General features: G+C 57.2%; 13 protein-coding genes and 1 tRNA gene. 10 read left to right on the top strand and 4 right to left on the bottom strand.

What is annotated here, in order from left to right:
• The first annotated feature begins 96 nt into the window (after positions 1-96).
• Positions 97-2,190, top strand: a complete 2,094-nt coding sequence (gene ppk1, locus AC4BBN_RS21385; RefSeq protein ID WP_490594051.1) for a polyphosphate kinase 1 — start codon at positions 97-99, stop codon at positions 2,188-2,190.
• Between the two features lie 5 nt (positions 2,191-2,195).
• On the top strand, positions 2,196-2,657 hold the full coding sequence (sixA, locus tag AC4BBN_RS21390; protein ID WP_490594052.1) for a phosphohistidine phosphatase SixA: 462 nt from the start codon (positions 2,196-2,198) through the stop codon (positions 2,655-2,657).
• Positions 2,658-2,711: 54 nt separating this feature from the next.
• Here sixA and AC4BBN_RS21395 read toward each other — a convergent pair whose 3' ends face one another.
• The gene (locus AC4BBN_RS21395) at positions 2,712-3,257 is read right to left on the bottom strand and encodes a hypothetical protein (RefSeq protein WP_490594053.1); all 546 of its coding nucleotides are present in this window, start codon (positions 3,255-3,257) and stop codon (positions 2,712-2,714) included.
• 138 nt (positions 3,258-3,395) lie between these two features.
• On the opposite strand from AC4BBN_RS21395, the gene AC4BBN_RS21400 reads away from it, so the two are divergent.
• On the top strand, positions 3,396-5,279 hold the full coding sequence (locus AC4BBN_RS21400; RefSeq protein ID WP_490594054.1) for an EAL domain-containing protein: 1,884 nt from the start codon (positions 3,396-3,398) through the stop codon (positions 5,277-5,279).
• Between the two features lie 56 nt (positions 5,280-5,335).
• Positions 5,336-5,412, top strand: a tRNA-Pro gene (locus AC4BBN_RS21405).
• 376 nt (positions 5,413-5,788) lie between these two features.
• Here the strand turns inward: AC4BBN_RS21405 and AC4BBN_RS21410 are convergent.
• Positions 5,789-6,571 carry a hypothetical protein gene (locus AC4BBN_RS21410; protein ID WP_490594055.1) on the bottom strand — a complete coding sequence of 261 codons (783 nt, stop codon included), beginning with the start codon at positions 6,569-6,571 and terminating at the stop codon, positions 5,789-5,791.
• 75 nt (positions 6,572-6,646) lie between these two features.
• Between AC4BBN_RS21410 and AC4BBN_RS21415 the strand changes: the two genes are divergently transcribed.
• The 6 genes from AC4BBN_RS21415 to AC4BBN_RS21440 all read left to right on the top strand — a co-directional run bounded on the left by AC4BBN_RS21415 (position 6,647) and on the right by AC4BBN_RS21440 (position 14,983).
• Positions 6,647-7,513, top strand: coding sequence for a M15 family metallopeptidase (locus AC4BBN_RS21415; RefSeq protein ID WP_490594056.1), 867 nt, complete (start codon positions 6,647-6,649; stop codon positions 7,511-7,513).
• Positions 7,514-7,597: 84 nt separating this feature from the next.
• Positions 7,598-7,861: a PAAR domain-containing protein gene (locus AC4BBN_RS21420; RefSeq protein ID WP_490594057.1), complete on the top strand. Its 264-nt coding sequence runs from the start codon at positions 7,598-7,600 to the stop codon at positions 7,859-7,861.
• 39 nt (positions 7,862-7,900) lie between these two features.
• Complete coding sequence (locus AC4BBN_RS21425; RefSeq protein ID WP_490594058.1) at positions 7,901-9,328, top strand: hypothetical protein; 1,428 nt, start codon at positions 7,901-7,903, stop codon at positions 9,326-9,328.
• Between the two features lie 72 nt (positions 9,329-9,400).
• Complete coding sequence (tssM, locus tag AC4BBN_RS21430; protein ID WP_490594175.1) at positions 9,401-13,219, top strand: type VI secretion system membrane subunit TssM; 3,819 nt, start codon at positions 9,401-9,403, stop codon at positions 13,217-13,219.
• Positions 13,216-14,202: a type VI secretion system-associated protein TagF gene (gene tagF, locus AC4BBN_RS21435; RefSeq protein WP_490594059.1), complete on the top strand. Its 987-nt coding sequence runs from the start codon at positions 13,216-13,218 to the stop codon at positions 14,200-14,202. Before tssM ends, tagF begins: the two co-directional genes overlap by 4 nt.
• Before the next feature lie 4 nt (positions 14,203-14,206).
• A complete protein-coding gene (locus AC4BBN_RS21440) occupies positions 14,207-14,983 on the top strand; it encodes an OmpA family protein (protein WP_490594060.1) in 777 nt (258 codons plus the stop codon).
• 27 nt (positions 14,984-15,010) lie between these two features.
• Here AC4BBN_RS21440 and tssA read toward each other — a convergent pair whose 3' ends face one another.
• Both tssA and mfd read right to left on the bottom strand, forming a co-directional pair.
• Positions 15,011-16,072 carry a type VI secretion system protein TssA gene (tssA, locus tag AC4BBN_RS21445; protein ID WP_490594061.1) on the bottom strand — a complete coding sequence of 354 codons (1,062 nt, stop codon included), beginning with the start codon at positions 16,070-16,072 and terminating at the stop codon, positions 15,011-15,013.
• Positions 16,073-16,173: 101 nt separating this feature from the next.
• Positions 16,174-19,656: a transcription-repair coupling factor gene (gene mfd, locus AC4BBN_RS21450; protein ID WP_490594062.1), complete on the bottom strand. Its 3,483-nt coding sequence runs from the start codon at positions 19,654-19,656 to the stop codon at positions 16,174-16,176.
• Positions 19,657-19,686: the final 30 nt, after the last annotated feature.

Here is a 19,686-nt window from a genome sequence, read left to right on the forward strand (position 1 = left end):
TCGTCACCGGATTGACACATTTATGTCATCAAATGGGTGGACACTTTCCCTTAGTATCGCGCGCCGCGCGCCCCGTATAGCCCTTATAAAGACCTGATGTCTCTGCATAAAAAATCTCTCACTGCTTCCGCCAACTTGCTTGATGTACCTTTGTTGGACCGAGACCACAGCATCCTGGCCTTTAACGAGCGGGTGCTGGACTGGGCTGTGCGCGCCGACGTGCCCCTGCTGGAGCGTTTGCGCTATCTGTGCATCGTGTCGTCCAATCTGGACGAGTTTTTTGAAGTACGGGGCGCCCCGCATTTGATCGCCGCGCAAAGCAGCGACTACCAAGGTGTGTACAGCGTCCATTCCTTCAAAAAGCTGGCCGCTGCGGCACACGACCTGGTAGCGCGCCAGTACGCCCTGTACAACCAGCATCTGATGCCGGCCTTTGAGAAAGAGGGTTTCCAGATCATCTCGCACGGCGAGCGCAGCCCCGAGCAGCGGCGCTGGGTCAAAGCTTACTTTGACCGCGAGGTGCGCCCCCTGCTGATGCCGGTGGGCCTGGACCCGTCGCACCCTTTTCCCCAGGTGGCCAATAAGTCGCTGAACTTCATCGTACGGCTGACCGGTGAAGACGCTTTTGGCCGTGAAAACGACATAACCATCGTCAAGGTGCCGCGTGTGTTGCCGCGCTTTATCCGCATGCCGGATGCGGTGTCGGGCAAGCGCATCTTTTTTGTGTCGCTGTCCAGTGTGATCCGCGCCCATCTGCAAGAGATGTTCACCGGGCGTACGGTGGGGCAGTTTTCGCAGTTTCGCGTCACCCGCCATTCCGACTTGGCGGTGGATGAAGACGAGGTGCGCGACCTGCGTACCGCCCTGCGCCAGGGGCTGGAGATACGCCACTACGGGCAGGCCGTGCGCCTGGAGGTGTCGGCGGATTGTTCAGAATACCTGTCCGCCTTCCTGCTCAAGCAGTTCAAGCTGCCCGAGCAGGCGCTGTACCGCGTGCACGGGCCGGTGAACCTGGCGCGCCTGACGCAGCTGATCGACCTGGTGAACCGGCCGTCCATGCTGTTCCCGCCATTTCACGCCAGCTGGCCCCAGCAGCTGACCCCGGGGCAGTCGTTTTTTGACCGGCTGAAGCAGGGCGATGTGCTGATCCACCAGCCGTTCGAGAGCTTTGACGCGGTGCTGGCCTTTTTGCGCGAGGCCGTCAACGACCCGCAGGTGCTGGCCATCAAGCAGACCATCTACCGCACCGGTGCCGACTCCGAGCTGATGGCCTTGCTGCGCGAGGCTGTGCGCCGCGGCAAAGAAGTCACCGTGGTGCTGGAGCTGAAAGCCCGTTTCGACGAAGAGGCGAATATCAACTGGGCCGAGATGCTGGAGTCCATCGGTGCCCAGGTGGTGTATGGCGTGGTGGGCCTGAAGACCCACGCCAAGATGCTGCTGGTGACGCGCCGCGAGGGCAAGCAGTTACGCCGTTATGGCCATTTGTCCACCGGCAACTACAACCCGCGCACTGCGCGGCTGTACACCGACCTGAGCTATCTGACGGCAGACCCGGCTCTGACCGGCGACATGGAGCATGTGTTCGTACACATTGCCGGCTTGAGCAAGTTGCCCCGCTTGCAGCGCCTGTGGCTGGCACCCTTCGAGCTGCACGATAAATTGATCGATAAGGTGCGCGCCGTCGGCAAGGCGGCAGCCCAGGGTGTGCCAGGCCGCATTGTGGCCAAGATGAATGCGCTGACGGATGAGCACCTGATTGCGGCCCTGATGTGGGCGGGCCAGCAGGGGGTGAAGATTGACTTGATCGTGCGCGGCGCCTGCATGCTGCCGGCGCAAGAGCCAGGCCGCACAGAGAACATCCGCGTGCGTTCGGTCATCGGGCGCTTTCTGGAGCATTCGCGGGTGTTTTATTTCCGCAGCGCCGAGCAAGAAGACCTGTACCTGTCGAGCGCCGACTGGATGAACCGCAATATGCTGCGCCGTATCGAGCTGGCTTGGCCTGTGACAGATCCCCAGCTGCGCCAGCGTGTGATTGATGAATGCCTGGTGCCGTATTTGTTGGACGAGCGCGATGCCTGGGACATGGTTGCGGGTGGCCAGTATGTGCGAGTGCAACGGCCTGAAGGCCACGGCGCACAGGCCGCCCTGATGGGCCGTTATGGCCTGCATCGACGGGCGCACGACGCGTAAACACCATGGATCTGGTCCTGTGGCGCCATGCAGAAGCAGAAGAGGGGAGTGAAGCTCTGGGCGACATGGACCGAGCCCTGACCTCGCGCGGCAGCAAGCAGGCCCAGCGCATGGCCCAGTGGCTGGACCGTAATTTACCGGAGAGTACGCGGGTGCTCGCAAGTCCCGCGCGCCGCACAGAGCAAACCGTGCAAGCGCTGGGGCGCCGCTACAAGCTGCGCCCGGACCTGGCCCCGGGCTGCACGCCAGAGCAGTTGCTGGCTGCAGCGCAGTGGCCCGACAGCAAATCTGCCGTGCTGCTGGTGGGGCACCAGCCTACCTTGGGGCAAGCCATTGCGCAGTTGCTGGGCTTGCGCGAGTTGGAAGTGCCAGTACGCAAGGGCGCAGTATGGTGGCTGCGCAGGCGCGAACGCGACGGCCAGGCGCAGACTGTGGTGGTCTCCGTGCAGGGGCCGGAGACGATTTAGTTCACATGCTGGCGCCAAGGCGTGGGAGCCCGGACGCCAGATGCGCCGCCGGTATCAGGCCTTCTTGGCGACCTTCTTGACCGTCTTTTTGGGGACTGCAGGCACATCTGCGCTGGCGATTGCTGGACGGCCGGTCTTGATGGCCGGTACGGCTTGCAGGGCGGCGCGCAGCGCGCTGTCCGACATGGCTGCCAGTGCCTTGATGCCGGCACGCAGCAACTCGCTTTTCTTGGCGGGTTGTGCCAGCTTGATGGCGCGTTGCTTCAACTCGTCCAGCACCACATATTCGGCTTTCGGGATGGTGAAGCTGTCACGCACCAGCTTGGGCTTCTTGACCTTGACTGGCTTGGTGGCTGCAACGGCCTTGGGCTTGGTGGCGGCGGCGGCAGCTGCCACCGGGCTTTTCACGGCCTTGGTTTTTACGACCTTTGCCTTGGGTGCGAGTGTGGGTGCGGGTGCCTTGGCTGGACTGGTCTTGGTGGCAACTGTTTTGGTGGCTGCTGGCTTGGCAACAGGGGGCTTTTCTACCGCAGGGGCGGCTACTGCAACGGGCAGGGTCGGGGCTGCGGTGGTGCTTGCAACTTTGGGGCTGGTGGTCATCAAAAAATCCTTTAAACGATTTATATAGTTTATATGGTTTTTGCTGGGTTGCAAAAAAACAATAGCAGATGCGTTTTTTTCATCCCGCTGTCACAGCACTGTATTAACTTGATCGATTGTCATGACCGGTGGAGTGGAATGGTGAATGCTTCTATGGTGGATGCGCCGAGTTTGAGCCTGGGCTACCAGCCGGAGCGTGTGCGCCTGGGGCACGGTGCGTTGGCGCATTTGATGCGCACCAATGCGTTGCACTCGGTGTTTCAGCCCATCGTGGACCTGCGCAACGGCAATGTCTACGCACATGAAGCCTTGATCCGCAGCCAGCCAGATGCCCCATTGCTGGGTGCCGATGCGCTGTTTGCTGCGGCGCGTTCTGAAAACCTGTTGTTTGAATTTGAGCTGTATTGTGTGCGCGTTGCGCTAGAGGGCTGGGGGCGTCTACAGGAGCCCGGCCGCTTGTTTGTCAACATCAGTGCCGATGCGCTGGTGGAGGTGGTTAACCGCCAGGGATGCCAGAAACTACTCGATACGGTGCGCGGCTACGGTGTTTTGCCGCGCATGCTGGTGCTGGAGCTGACCGAGCACGAGCGGGTTAACGACATGGAGCAACTGATTGGTGTAGCCCGGGAGGTGCGTGCGGCAGGCATGTCTTTGGCGCTGGATGATTTTGGCGATGGCCGCTCCAGCTTGCGACTGTGGTCCCAGGTCAAGCCCGAGATCGTGAAGATCGACAAGTACTTCACCAAGGAGATTTCTCAGCACGCCGACAATCTGCAAACGCTGCAAGCCTTGAAGCAGATCGCCACCATTTTTGGCACCCAGCTGGTGGCGGAGGGCATTGAAACCGAAGACGATTTGCGGGTGCTGCGTGACCTGGATCTGGCCTATGGCCAGGGTTATCTGCTCGGACGGCCCGCGGCCTCGCCTCGGGTGAAAGCCAAGAACGAGGCGATCCAGGTGTTAAACGACTCCCTGGTGTCTATCTTTCCGGCGTCGGGTCGGGTTTCGCGCTCGGGCGTGCTGCGTGGGCTGGCTGTTCAGAACGCACCCTGCGCTGGCATCCACACCACCAACGATCAGCTGTCAGCCATTTTTCTGCGGCATCCCGAGTTGCATGCGATTGCCATCGTGGACCAGGACAGGCCTTTGGCCTTGGTGAACCGGCATCAGTTCATGACGCATTACGCCACGCCGTATTACCGTGAGGTGCACGGCCGCAAGCCCTGTTTGCTGAATGCCAACCACGCGCCCCGCCTGGTGGAGCGCGACCACAACGTCGATGAGTTGGTCGGCATCCTGACGTCACAAGACCAGCGCTACCTGACCGAGGGCTTCATCGTGACCGAAAACGGGCGTTACCTGGGCTTGGGCACTGGCGACCAGTTAGTACGCTCTGTGACTGAGGTGCGGCTTGAGGCCGCGCGGCATGCGAACCCGCTCACTTTTTTGCCAGGCAATATTCCCATCAGCCAGCATATAGAGCGCTTGATGGAAGCCGGCGCCGACTTTGTGGCCTGCTACGCCGATCTGAACCACTTCAAGCCTTTCAACGACCATTACGGGTATTGGCGTGGCGATGAAATGATCCGCCTGGTGGCCAAGCTGGCCTTGTCACACTGCGACGCCAAGCGCGACTTTGTGGGCCATGTGGGTGGCGATGATTTCATCTTTCTGTTTCAAAGCCAAAACTGGGTGCAGCGCTGCGAAGTCATCGTGCAGGAGTTCAGTGAGCGTGCCCTGGCCTTGTTTGACGATACTGCACGCATGCAAGGGGGCATCTACGCCGAAGACCGCCAAGGCATTCCGCGTTTTTTCCCTTTCACCACGCTGTCGATTGGGGCCATCCGCATACAGCGCGGCCAGTATGCACAGGCCGAAGACGTCGCCAATGCCGCCGCCTTGGCCAAACATGATGCCAAGATGCAAGGCACCGGCCTGTTTATTCGTGACGGAGCAGTAATCCCTGCGCCTGAGGCGGTGGCGCGGGCATTGCAACACACGAATTTCATGGCGAATGTATGAATAAATTTGCCAGAGCCCAAATCAGGCCGAAAGTCGTTGTAGAATAGAAGACTAGTCGGGGCGTAGCGCAGCCTGGTAGCGCATCTGGTTTGGGACCAGAGGGTCGAAGGTTCGAATCCTTTCGCCCCGACCATTAATAGCAAGGGTTAGTAGATGAAAGTCTACTAACCCTTTTGCTTTTGTGCGGCCTTCAGTGGGGTTCGCATATTTCATCTCAATTGCCGTGCGCCAAGCGCTGTGCCCACGGCGGCTTCTTGATTGCCATATTTCCGGCTGTTCATGCAACCATGATGAAGGTCGCCGAATGACCCTGGTTTTAATGGCTCAGCCGCAGGGTCTGAAGTTATCTTCCGCCCCGAGATTTAGTTCCTCTTGGTTGCTATCAAATTTATAGCTTCTTGCGCAGGCGTTGTGTGCGCAGGAGGCCTATTTTTCTTGCAACGAAATTTCTTGCTACTGTTGAAGGGCTACGCCGACATAGTTCGACCGAGGCTTGTTGCCAGCCTGAATTACTTGGCTTTGCATGCAGCCTCGGATCCATGGCCTGCGCATATGCGCCGTTGGCACAGTTTGGCTTCGGTCCCACCCAGGCGTTTGCAGCGTTTGATGAGCGCGGCTGTGCTGTCTCCTGTACGGCGCTCCACTATGTCTTGTGTGGGTTTCTTTGCTGCTCGTTTTGTGGGGGGCGGTGCGGGCGTGGGTTCCACTTCGGTATGCGCGACCAGTGCTGAAATCAAACTGACGTCGTTGTCGATCGGGTCTATGGATTTGTGGGAAGGAGGTTGGGGGGATTTGCTGCGTTCTGCGGCCACTTTGACGGGCTCTGTACGTTGCGCTGGTTGTGCCGCTACATGTGTTTTGACGGGGGCGTCAATTGGCGTCGAGCCCAATGCCGCACTCATCGTGTTGCTTGGTATTTTGACGCCAGCTTCTAGCATGTTTGCAAGTGGATCCTGATGGCTGTCCTTTGCATCAGAGATTGCTGGATTGGAGGGCTTTTCATCAACATTGATGATGGTTGCTGCTGATGGTGCTGCGGCCAACACGGCTTCGGGTGCCGCTAGCGCTGAAGGCGCAGTCGCCGCCATGGGTGGTGTTGTGGCTGGCCTTAAATTGTCTACTGTCGGGGCATTTGATCCTGTGCGATTGATAAGTCCCCATGCAGCTGTGATTGCTACACCACCAAGCAGAAGCCAAACCAAACTTTTCTTACCTATGTTTGAGGAAAAATTCTGGCGTTCCTTTGCGGAAACGCCGCCCAGAATACGTGTGTGCTCCTTCTCATTTGACACGGTTTCAGAGAGAAGGCTGGGCCGAGTAGAGCTGGGCTTAGGCTGTTCAGGGTGCTGCAAAATGCATGTTCCTCATTGATCTACATTGCAAGGCTTTTGGTGCTTTTCGTCACTCTTGGTGTGTGCTTTTTATTGGCTTGTTTTATTGCCTGGATGATTCTATTCACGTCAGGACGAGATGCAGTGCTGCGACAAGTCGAAGGCATGGCAACAAAGTGTGTGCACAGCATACATCGTGTACTACTCTCCAAAGAGCGAGCAGTGGGCCAATGGGGGCTGTCTTTCCAAAGTGTGTTGCTGGGCCTGGGGCGCAGCTTTCAACGGCATTCTTTGCTGTGGGTTGGAGGGCTTTTTTTAATCTTGCTTCCGCCATTTGCGGCTTTGCTTTTCAGTGACAAATCCATGCTGCAAGGTTTTGATGATTCCAGTCGCAATGCCAACGTGCAAGTGTCGGAATTGTTGCGCGGTGAACTGCTGGCACCACCACCGCCCTTACCTCCAGATTTTTTTACGTCACAAGAAGTAACACTGGTGCGCCCGATGCTGGTTTCAGCAAGTCGCAACTGGCAATTACTCAATAGTGAGTACACCCAGCGCCTGCTACTGGTGTTCAAAATCATGAAAGAAAAATACGATTACGACATGACGATTTTGGAAGGTTACCGCAGCCCTGAACGACAGAACATGCTTGCAGCTTTAGGGCCTAATGTCACCAATGTCGCGGCGTTTCAAAGCTATCACCAGTTTGGTCTTGCTGCTGATTGTGCGTTTATGCGCTACGGGAAATTGGTGATCAGTGAGAAGGACCCATGGGCCATGCAGGGGTACCGTTTGTATGGCGAGGTGGCTGAGTCAGTGGGACTAACTTGGGGAGGGCGCTGGAAGATGATGGATTTTGGCCATACCGAGCTGCATCTGCCCGGTGTTCTGAAGAAGCCATGAAGACTTCTGAAATCATTTTGTGCGCTCTAGATGCAGTGTTGTGCCAGATAGACTAAGACGCTAATAGAAGAACAAGGGATTCGAATGGGAAAGGCATTTATTGTTTTAGGCGATAAAACATCGCATGGCGGCACGGTTGTGTCTGCATCGGGCCAAACCGCCACGGGTGGTGTGGGTGTGGCGAGGATTGGCGACCAGGTGACCTGTCCTATCAAAGGGCATGGCAACAATCAAATTGTGAGCGGCGACGCCATGTTGATCGTGGACGGTGCGCCGGTGGCGCGTGACGGTGACAAAACTGCTTGTGGCGCAACATTGATAGCAAGCCAAGGCGTGACTACATCTTGAGTTCAAGCGCATGCCCATTGTTTTGAGAGCGGATTGCTGATGCTGGCTTGGTTCAAGCGCAGCGCACTGGTGGTGCTGTGCTTCGTCGCAGTGTGGCTGCTGATGGTGGTCTACTGGCGTACTAACAACAGAATGCCGTCGGCTGCAGAGGCTATCTTGTATTTGCTGGTACTGCCTGTGGCCTTTTTGCTGTGCGTTTGGCTGCTTCGCAAGTCACGGGCTTTAGTGGTGGCCCGTGCAGCAACAGGAACTGCCGCCACTGCGGCTGCTACGGCAGTGCAGCCTGTCGCGCACGTGGACAACTCCGTAGCCGAACGTAATTGGCATTTGGCGATGTTGGCTACCGCATTACGGTCGCCACATGGCGCCTCTGCTGAGGAGTTAACGGTTGCGTTGAAATCTCAGGATGTGCGCTTGCAACTGGATGCCGAGTTGACCACGGTGGATGGATTCCCAGTCAAAACCGGACGTATCGCTGATGTAGACAGTAGCGTCGTTCTGGATGCCTTTACGTCTTGGCAAGGCGCCGCACAAGAGCCTGTGCAGAACTGGTCAGATGAGCAGTTGCGCGCCTTGGGCATGGGTACGGATGTGCTGCAAGAGTTGCTTCCGAAGCTGCTTTCTCACCCGCATCTTGCCGCTTACATCCAGTCTGTAAAGACGGGTTCTATTGCGCGCGACGGTGTGACTTTGCCAACGCTGCAGTTGCTTGCGTTTTGGCCGCATCGTTGGACGGATGAAATGTGCCAGGTGTCGTCTCGGTGGTTCAAACACCAGTTGGTGCAGCATGGCTGGCCGCCTGAAAAACTGGAGTTGCTTGTGACGACCAAGGCAGAACCCTTGGCGCAGTTGGATGCGGTGTTGGTGCGGGCCCATCGTCTCGCCGCGCCATGTCTTTGCTTGGTTGTGGCGTGTGAATCCTGGGTAGGTGAAGAAAGTATTCTGGCCTTGGACCAGGCAGGACAGCTGCGTAAGGCCAAAGTCGAGTCGGGACAGACACCAGGCGAGGGCGCCGTTGGATTTTTACTGGCAGACATGCAGACGGCTCACTTGCTGGTTGCCGGTGCTCCGTACGCAAAAATGCACCGTGTGGCTTTGGGGTTCAGAGATAAATCGGCAGATGCGAGTGGGCGCACCAGCGGCGAATTGTTAGCGAAACTGGTGCAAGACGCGGTTCAAACAGCTGGTATTGCGCCTGAGCAGATCAGTTTGATTGCGAGCGATGGTGATCACCGCAGGCTGGCTGAGCTGTTTAGTTTGGAAGCAGGTGTGTTGCCTGCCCTGGACTTTCGCAGCCAGTGTTTAAAAGTGGCAGCAGACTGCGGCAGTGCTGGATCTGTATCTAGCTTGACTGCACTGGCACTGGCACACCATGAAGCGATTGCGGAGCAAGGTATTGCCTTGTGTATTGGCTGCCAGGGTGCTTATGAACGTGTGGTGATGGTCGTACAGCCTGGTACTCCTTAACCCGTCGAAACGACTGTGTCGTAAACGCGTATGGCGTTTCGCACAAGTCTCAACAATGACATTGACTACAAAATGCAACGAATCTGGCAGTTTTTGACCAACACGAACACGTTGGTGGTAATTGGGTTCGCCGCGCTGGCGGGCTTCTTGTTTTTGGGTGCCAGTACGATGCAGCTGGCCGCAATTTGGGCGGTCGGCTTGTTTTTGGTAGCACTTGGTTTATGGCTAGGTTTTCAGCTTTTCAAGCGCTGGCGCGCCAAGCGTGCCGCCGACCAGCTAGGCGATATGCTGGAGAGCCAGGCTGACAAATCGGCTTCCAAAAGCAGCAATTTCCAGCGTGATGAAGTCGAGCTTATCCGCAAGCGTATGTTGGACGCGATCAACACCATCAAGACATCCAAGCTGGGTTTGCGCTCGGGTGCTGCAGCCTTGTATGAGCTGCCCTGGTACATGGTGATTGGCAACCCCGCAGCTGGTAAGAGTACGGCCATCGTCAATTCAGGCTTGCAATTCCCGTTGGCAGACAAGCACGGCAAGATCATCCAGGGCCTGGGCGGTACACGTAACTGCGACTGGTTTTTCACGACAGATGGTATTTTGTTGGACACGGCTGGACGTTACTCCGTGTACGACGAGGACCGTGCGGAATGGTTTAGCTTCCTGGGCTTGCTGAAGAAAAACCGTAAGCAGGCGCCTATCAACGGCATCATCATGGCGGTAAGCATTGCCGAGTTGGTTGGTAGCAGGCCTGAAGCCGTGATCACTCTGGCGCAGAATTTACGTGCGCGCGTACAGGAGTTGACAGAGAAGCTAGAGGTGTTTGCGCCGGTCTACGTCATGTTCACCAAGGCGGATTTGATCACTGGATTCAATGGGTTCTTTGCCGGTAGCGAGCAGTCTGAAAGTGAGCGTGTTTGGGGCGCCACCATGCCTTACGCACGCTATAGCAGTGGGCAGGAGATCGTCAATTTCTTTGATACCCGATTTGACGAGTTGCATGATGGTTTGAAGGACATGAGTCTGGCCAGCATGTCCATGAGCCGGGGTGAACGCCTGCCTGCAGGCGTACTGACTTTTCCCCTGGAGTTTGCCTCCATCAAGGGAGTTCTGCGATCTTTCATCACTACCCTATTTGAGGAAAATCCGTACCAGTTCAAGCCTGTTTTTCGTGGCTTCTACTTCACTAGTGCCTTGCAGGAGGGGAGCGCCTCTGGCTCGTCGGCGCAGCGTATTGCCGAACGTTTTGGCTTGCAGCTGCGCCCGCAAGAGCAGACCGAGGTGCGATCACAGCACGGTTTCTTCTTGCTGAATTTGTTTAAGCAGGTGATCTTTGCGGACAAGCAATTGGTTGCGCAATATGCCAGCCCTGCCAAGACACGTATGCGCTATGTCGCGTTCTTTGTTGCAACAGCTTTGGTTGGTTTGGCGCTCGGAGGCTGGAGCTGGTCCTATGTGGGTAACAAGCAGCTCGCCGCGAATGTACAGGCGGACTTGGACAAGGTGGTAAAGCTGCAAGACAAACGTTTGGATCTGCAGTCGCGATTCGAGGCTTTGGATATTTTGCAAGACCGCATTGAACAACTCAGCAAGCTTCACGCAAGTCAGCCTTTGTCGGTAGGCCTTGGGCTGTACCAGGGGGACCTGCTGGAGCGCAAGTTACGTGAAGAATACTACGCAGGCATCAAGGAGGTCATGCTGAACCCGGTAGCCTCGACTATCGAGGCCTATCTGAGCGAGGTAAATGCTGGTGCCGACAAATTGGAGCCGATGTCAAGGCCGCCCCAGTTTGCCAGCGTGTCTACAGACAAGCCGGCGGGAGCCACACAAAGCTCGCAACAGTACAAGGATGTCTCGCCCGCCAGTGTGGAAGATGCATACAACGCACTCAAAACCTACTTGATGCTGGGAGATAAGTCACGTGCGGAAACCGGCCATTTGAACGACCAGATCACCCGCTTTTGGCGCGGTTGGCTGGAAAGCAATCGCGGCAATATGCCCCGGGAGCAGCTTATACGCAGCGCAGAGCGTCTAATCAGTTTTTCTTTGGAACAGATCAACGATCCATCCTGGCCTGTGATGGACAACAAGCTGACATTGGTGGACCAGACCCGAGAGAGTCTGCGTCGTGTGGTCCGGGGTATGCCAGCACGAGATCGGGTGTATGCAGAGGTCAAGGCGCGCGCATCCACCCGCTTTCCCAGTGTCACCGTGGCCCGGCTTGTGGGTGACCAAGACAAGGAATTGGTATTGGGGAGCTACGTAATTCCTGGAACTTTTACACGAGATGCGTGGGAGAAGTACATTGAAGAGGCTTTCAAGGATGCTGCCAACAAGGAGCTGCAAAGTAGCGACTGGGTGCTGAAGACCGCATCCAAAGACGATTTAACGCTGGAGGGAAGTCCAGAGCAAATTCAGAAGGCCTTGGTAAACCAGTACAAAACCGAATACGCAAAAGAGTGGCAGAAGTTTGTACAAGGCGTGGCGGTCGCCGACTTAAACAGCTTTGAGTCCGCCGTCACGGCAATTAACCGCCTGGGCGACCCCGTGACCTCGCCCATCAACAAGATCGTGACAACGGTGTACCAGGAGACATCTTGGGATAACCCGTCCTTAGTCAATGCGGGCCTCAAGAACGCCCAGTCTGGAGTGATCGATTGGTTCAAGCAGACGGTGCTGGGGCAAGCACCAGCAGCTGTTAACGTCAACCTCAATATGGGAGCTGCTGGTCCTGACATTCCTTTGGGGCCTGTAGGCAAGGAGTTTGCGGGAGTGGCCAAGCTGGTGGTTGTCAAGGACAAGGATGCGTCGTTGATGCGCGGGTATATGGATGCGCTGTCCAAGCTGCGTACGCGCTTCAACCTTATCAAGAACCAGGGAGATACGGGACCTGGGGCAAAGCAGTTGATGCAGCAGACCTTGGAAGGCAGCAGCTCTGAACTGTCCGATGGGTTGAAATATGTAGACGAACAGATGCTGACTGGCATGAGCGATGCACAGAAACAAGCTATCCGCCCGTTGCTGGTTCGACCACTGATCCAGGCGTTCGCCGTCATTGTTAAGCCTACAGAGGCTGAAATGAACAAAGTTTGGCTGGCGCAGGTGTACGAACCGTTCCAAAAGACCTTGGCCGGAAAGTATCCATTCACCGTGGACTCCAAAATCGAAGCAAATAGTGCCGAGATCGGAGCTATCTTTGGTGCCGATGGTGCTATTGCTAAATTTGTGACTACTTCAATGGGTCCATTGGTGGTGCGACGCGGCGATACCTTGGCGCCTAAAACCTGGGCCAATATGGGGGTCAATTTACAGCCGTCTGTTTCGGCAAATTTTGCCGGCTGGGTTGCTCCGCAAGGTAGTGCAGGCGCTGCTTCGCAGGCTGGTGGAGCTGCCGATCCGCAAACCGTCTTCCAAATACAACCCTTGCCAGCGCCTGGCACGACGGAGTACACCGTGGAGATCGATGGCCAGTTGCTGCGCTATCGCAATACCCAGGCCCAATGGACCAATTTTGTATGGCCGAATGCGCAAGGTGTCCCCGGTGCCAAGATCACGGCGGTAACGTTTGATGGACGTACCGTAGAGGTGGCCAACCAGCCGGGACGTTTTGGCTTGGAGCGGTTGATCAATTCGGCAACCCGCAAGCGCAAGGATGGCGGCGTATTTGAATTGAGCTGGAGCAATGGCGGCGTCGGCGTGGCGGTGGACTTGAAAATCATCAGCAGTTCGCAAGTGTCCGGCGCAACTTCAGACAAAGCCGGAAGTACCCCAAGCTTGCGCGGGATGAAGTTGCCCGAGACCATCGCGGGGGGGGGCGTGGCCCCTGCTGACACGATTCAGGCAGTGAATCCACCCGTGTCTGTCGCCTCTAGCACGGTAGGAGCCTCGCAATGAGCAGCGCTGTTACCCCCACCAAAGTGGGTTACTTTGGAAAACTGCCTTCGCGCGGAGACTTTGTCAAAGCTGCGGACAACAGTGCGCTCATAGGTTTATTAGACGATTGGCTGGCCCAATCGATGGAACTACTGTCCGTAGATCCACGCTGGAAGATCATCTACGACGCAGTGCCGCCATTGCATTTTGTTTTCATGGGGCCGCGCAGCAAGCGGGCAATTGCTGGGCATTTGCGGGTCAGCACCGATCAAGCGCAACGGCGCTTTCCGTTCCTGACAATGGGAACGATGGACATCCAAGATCCGTCTGCCTTTGTCAAACGTAGCCCCTTGATTTTGTCCAGGTTGTGGACGCGTCTGGAGTCTTTAACAGCGAGTGCTACGTCCTCTCTGGACCCCGTTGCACCGTTGCAGAGTCTGGCAACTGCGACGGTGGATCTGGAGCTGAATACTGCTGGATACGACGCAGCCTTTGCCGACTTTCTGGAAATGCAAACCGTTGGGGCCTTGGACAGTTTGCTCGCACGTTCCGGTTTTGCTGGCAACGCCCGTCAGTTGATTTTGGCCCTGGGTTTGCTATTGCAGCCGGTTATGGCCAGTAGCTCCAGTCGCTTGGACAAAAGCCTGGTGTTGCCACTACCAAACGATCCCATATACCGGCCGTTGGTGGCTACTTTCTGGATGCATTTGATTTCCCCGTTTTTGCAGCGTGCTGATTTCGAGTTGGCTTTGTTTTTGACCCAAATACATGGCAACCCCAGCATGGTCTTGGGCTTTGGCGGTGCATCCGCTCGCACCTTGCATGCCGTGTTGGACCCCCAGGTCGGCAGCGAACAGCATATTGCTTTTGATTCGGCGGATTGGATTGAAGAACAGTTGGCTGGCGACTATGGCTTGAAGAAGCTGTCCAGCTATTTATCTTTGCCGAATCTGTCTTTGAAGTCTGCACACGATTCGTTTCGTGAAGCGTTTTTGGGAGCTTGATGCCATGCATCGCCTGTGGGTTTTTCTATTTTTGATTCCAAGCTGGGTTAGTGCGCAAACAGTGGCGCCTCCTGTGGTTTCGCCAAATCCTGGACAGGTTTTGGCGGCTGGCACCGTGCCGGACGAAGCAACCAAATCCAGTGTATTGGTCCGACTACGGGAGTTATACGGAGCGGACAAGGTGGTGGACCAGATTGCAATCGGCTCGGTTGCGTCCCCGGCCAACTGGAGCACCTATGTGCAGAAAATTATCGGACCCAATCTCAAGCTGGTCAGTCGTGGCCAGCTCAAGATTGACGGCACGGCAGTCAGCGTACATGGTGAAGTGGCCAATGAAGCACAACGCCAGCAGGTAGCCAGTGCCATTGCCACCAGTCTCAATCCCACATACACCGTCAACAATGGACTGCGCGTATCAGCATCGGAGCAGGGTATTTTGGACAGTGCTTTGGCCAACCGGATCGTGGAGTTTGAAAGTGGGCAGACGACACTTACGCCTACCGGTAAGACCATTCTTGACGAAATGGCGTTAGCCTTGCAAAAGCTCAAGGACCGCAAGGTAGAAATCATTGGTCATACCGATGACAAAGGATTGCGGGCTAGTAATTTGGCACTAAGCCAAGCCCGTGCAGACGCCGTCAAAACGTATTTAGGAATAAAGGGTATCAATGTTGCGCTGCTATCGACCTCGGGGCAGGGGCCCGATCGACCTGTCGCCAGTAACGATACGACAGATGGGCGCGCGCGCAATCGGCGCATCGAATTCCGAATTGCGCAATAGCCCCTCGCGCATCATCCGATGTCGGTTTTAGTGCCCATCGGCTGGAGGCATCTGTAAGCCCAGCAGCTCTTCGATATGGGCCATGGACGCGCTGTCTTTGATGACTGTTTTCAGCCACTCGTGCAGGGGCAAATCACCCCAGTGCGCGGCTTTTTCAGCCAGATAGGCAACGGGGCTGTGGGGTTCGGTTTGTCTAAAGAACTCCGCTACCGCGCGCAGCTGCGCCAAGGCTTGGGTCCGGTTCTGTATCGGACCATTGCGCATGGTGGCGACAGTTGTTGTAGAGGGTAGCGATTCGGTTTCTGTGGTTTCGGCTTCTTCTTTTAGGGTGGATTTGATGCCGATATCGGCTGCAAAGCGGGCGACTGTGCGCATTACTTGGTCCAGGCTATTCTTCGCAGCCGAGAAGGTGGGCCCATCCATGCCAAGACGCGCATCGACCGATTTCTCCATTTGCTGTAAAGCATCCAGGCAGTACTGCGAATCGGCAAGCAGCCCCTCATAAAATTTGCGCGAACTTTTGTGCCGCGCAGCTTCCAGTGTGGCAAGCTTTACGCCTTCCTCCGGGCGTCCTCCTGAGGCTACGTTTTTTTCGGACTGCATGGCACGGGTGCGTGCAGATTCAAAGTCAGCGAGGGAGAACGCCGAGTCTTTGCCTTCGGTCAGCGGTATCTCGCGAAACAGTTGTACCGTACGCGCCAGAATCCAACTCAGGTTTCCAACCCGTATGTCCTGGTCGTCGCCTTCGGCCAGAGGATGGACACCATCCCAATAGCCGTCGCATAGCCCGCCAATCAGGCTGAAGCCGTCACCCAAACCTCGAAAGTGTCGAGTTTTGGCGCTGGCCTCGGTAAACCATACAGCCAACCGCAGATCTTTGCTTCTGGTGGAGAGTAGCGAAGTACAAAGTTGGACTACCGCACTCCAATCGGCTTCCTTGAGCGTAGTGACCCATTCACCCTGGTCCAGTGTGGGGTCGTCAAATCGGCGCGCTTGCGCAATGGCATCCAGTTCAGGGGAGAAAGAGAGATCCTCACCGCAAGGGTGTGCATCGCTGATAGGTTGAAGAAGCGAGCTGACGGCCGACATGCTGATATGGGCTCCTGACATTCGAGAGTTAAGCCCCTGTCAGGGGGCAATGGGCTCTTGATTATCTCGGCTTCTGGTCGGTTTTATATGTGACGCATGACCTAAGAAACGGCTGCTTCTACCTTGGTTGGTTGCCCTAGGCTGCGTAAAACATCTCTCACCATCTGCGCCCGGGCTGTGGGCTCGGGCAACTCGCGTTCGATGCGCAGCTTTTCATTGCCGGCCAGCTTGATGTGCTTGTTCTTCTGGATCAGCTCAATGATGCGCATGGGCTCGATCGGTGGGTTGGTCTTGAAGGTGATGTTGATCACTCCGGGCGCCGCATCCACTTTCACCACGCCGTAAGGGCGCGCCAGTACCCGCAGACGGTGGCCATCAATCAGGGTTTGCGCCTGGGCGGGGAGTTTGCCGAAGCGATCGACGATTTCTTCGAGCAGCGAGTCGATTTGGTCGGTGGTCTTGGCAGTGGCCAGCTTTTTGTAGAAGCTGAGGCGCAGATGCACATCGCCGCAGTAATCGTTCGGCAGCAGGGCGGGGGCATGTAGGTTGATTTCCGTCGTGACACTGAGCGGGCTCAGCAGATCGGGCTCTATGCCGGCCTTCAGGCAGCGCACGGCTTCGTTCAGCATCTCGTTGTATAGCTGGAAGCCGACTTCCAGCATGTTGCCGCTCTGGTTTTCGCCCAGCACTTCGCCGGCACCGCGGATTTCCAGATCGTGCATCGCCAGGTAGAAGCCCGAGCCAAGTTCTTCCATCTTCTGGATCGCATCGAGTCGCTGGCTGGCCTGCTTGGTTAGTCCTTCCAGATCCGGCACCATCAGATAGGCGTAGGCCTGGTGGTGGCTGCGGCCGACACGACCGCGTAGCTGGTGCAGCTGGGCCAAGCCGAACTTGTCGGCCCGGGCCATGACGATGGTATTGGCGCTGGGTACGTCGATGCCGGTCTCAATGATCGTCGAGCACAGCAGAAGATTGAAGCGCTGGGCAACGAAGTCGCGCATCACCGCTTCTAGCTGGCGCTCAGGCATTTGGCCGTGGGCCACGGCGATCCGTGCCTCAGGTAGTAGCTCTTCCAACTTTTGCCGGCGGTTTTCGATGGTCTCGACCTCGTTATGCAGAAAGTAAACCTGGCCGCCGCGCTTGAGCTCGCGCAGCACCGCTTCGCGGATCACGCCATTGCTTTCGGAGCGCACAAATGTCTTGATGGCTAGTCGGCGCTGTGGCGCGGTGGCGATCACGCTCAGGTCGCGCAGGCCTTCCAGCGCCATGCCCAAGGTGCGTGGAATCGGTGTTGCGGTCAATGTAAGAACGTCAATTTCCGCCCGCAGCGCCTTCATCTGCTCTTTGTGGCGTACGCCAAAACGGTGCTCCTCGTCGATGATCAGCAAGCCCAGGTTGGCGAACTTGGTTGATTCACTCAGTAGCTTATGGGTGCCCACCACAATATCCACGCCGCCTTCTGCTATGCCTTTGAGAGCAGCGGTGATTTCCTTGCCAGAGCGGAACCGCGATACCTCGGCCACCTTGACCGGCCATTTGGCAAAGCGATCCACCAGGGTTTGGTAATGTTGCTCGGCCAGCAAGGTGGTGGGTGCTAGTAACGCTACTTGCTTGCCGCCGGTGATGGCAATGAAGGCGGCACGCAGGGCCACCTCGGTCTTGCCAAAGCCCACGTCGCCGCAGACCAGCCTGTCCATCGGTCGCGGGCTGATCATGTCCTGGATCACTGCATGAATCGCAGCCTTTTGGTCCGGCGTTTCCTCGAAGCCGAAGTCGTTTGCAAACACCTCGTAGTCGTTGGGCGAATAGCGAAAGGCATGGCCTTCGCGGGCCGCGCGACGGGCGTAGATGTTCAGCAGCTCGGCAGCCGAATCGCGCACCTGTTCGGCGGCCTTGCGCTTGGCCTTTTCCCACTGGCCGGAGCCAAGTCGGTGCAGCGGCGCCTCGTCGGCACTGACGCCGGTGTAGCGGCTTATATGCTGCAGCTGGCTGACCGGCACGTACAGCGTGGCTTTGTCGGCGTACTCCAGGAACAGAAATTCCTGCAAGACCGGTGAGCCGTCGGCATTCTTGCCCTGGCCCAAATCCAGATGCACCAAGCCTTTGTAGCGGCCAATGCCGTGGGCCGAATGCACCACCGGGTCGCCCAGCGTCAGCTCGCTCAGATCCTTGATCAGCGCTTCCACGTCGCTGACCTGTTCCTGCTTTTTGCGCCGGCGCGTGGTCGGGCTGGCGGCGAATAGCTCGGTCTCGGTGACGAAGTCGATTGCTTGTTCTAACCAGCTGAAGCCGTTGTTTAGTGCGGCGGTGGCGATGCCGACCTTCTCTTTGCTAGCCTGAAACTCTGCCAGCGAGTCGAAGGCTGGCGGGTTCACCTGGCTAGCGCGCAGCAGGTCCAGCAGGCTCTCGCGCCGGCCATTGCTTTCGGCTAGCAGCAAAACCCGGTGCGGCGTGTGCTGGATGTGGGCTTTAAGCTGGATCAGCGGGTCTTCGGCGCCACGCGCCACAGACAACACTGGTAGCACTTCGAAGCCCGTGTCGCTGCTACTTTCCACCGTGCGCAGGGCCAACTGCGCGTGCTGGTTCGTCAGCGTGTAGAACTGTTCGGTGCCTAGGAATAGCGATTCGGGTGGTAGAGCCGGGCGGTCGATATCGCCTTGCACCAGGCGGTAGCGCTCTTTGGTGTCTTGCCAGAAGCGCAGGATGGACGGCTCCAGATCGCCATGCAGTACCACGGTGGCATCGGCACCGATGTAGTCGAACACCGTGGCCGTGTCTTCAAAAAACAGCGGCAGGTAGTACTCGATGCCAGCAGTGGCCACGCCGTTGCCCATGTCCTTGTAGATCCGGCTCTTGGTCGGGTCGCCGTCCAACAGCTCGCGCCAGCGGCTGCGGAACTTGGCGCGAGCGTCGTCGTCCATGGGAAACTCGCGTCCCGGTAGCAGGCGCACTTCAGGCACGGGGTATAGGCTGCGCTGGCTGTCCGGATCGAAGGTGCGGATGCTGTCGATCTCGTCGTCGAACAAATCGACCCGGTAGGGAACGGCACTGCCCATGGGGAACAGATCGATCAGGCCGCCGCGCACTGCGTATTCGCCGGGGCTGACCACCTGGGTCACGTGGCTGTAGCCGGCCAGGGTCAACTGGGCCTTGAGCTTGCCCTCATTCAACTTTTGCTTGGTCTTGAACAGGAAGGTGTAGCCAGCCATGAAGCTGGGCGGCGCCAGGCGGTAAAGCGCGGTGGTTGCCGGCACGATGACCACGTCGGCGCCGGTGTCCTTGTCGCGCTGGCTTATGCGCCACAGGGTGGCCAGGCGTTCGCTGATCAGGTCCTGGTGCGGTGAAAACGTGTCGTAGGGCAGGGTTTCCCAGTCGGGAAACATCGCGCAGCGCAGACTTGGCGCGAAGAAAACGATTTCCTCCATCAGCCGTTGGGCATCTGCCGCGTCAGAGGTGAAGATGGCTGTCAGTGAGCCCTTGGCCTTTTCCCGCAGAGCCAACTGCGCCAGCAGCACCGCATCGGCCGATCCCTGGGGACGGGGCAGGGTATAGCGTTTGCCAGGGGTAAGTTTGGGAAGTTCCATGGGCTGCAATAGGGTTTGATTCTGGAATGC

It is taken from the genome of Rhodoferax sp. SPJ21 (assembly GCF_058216335.1).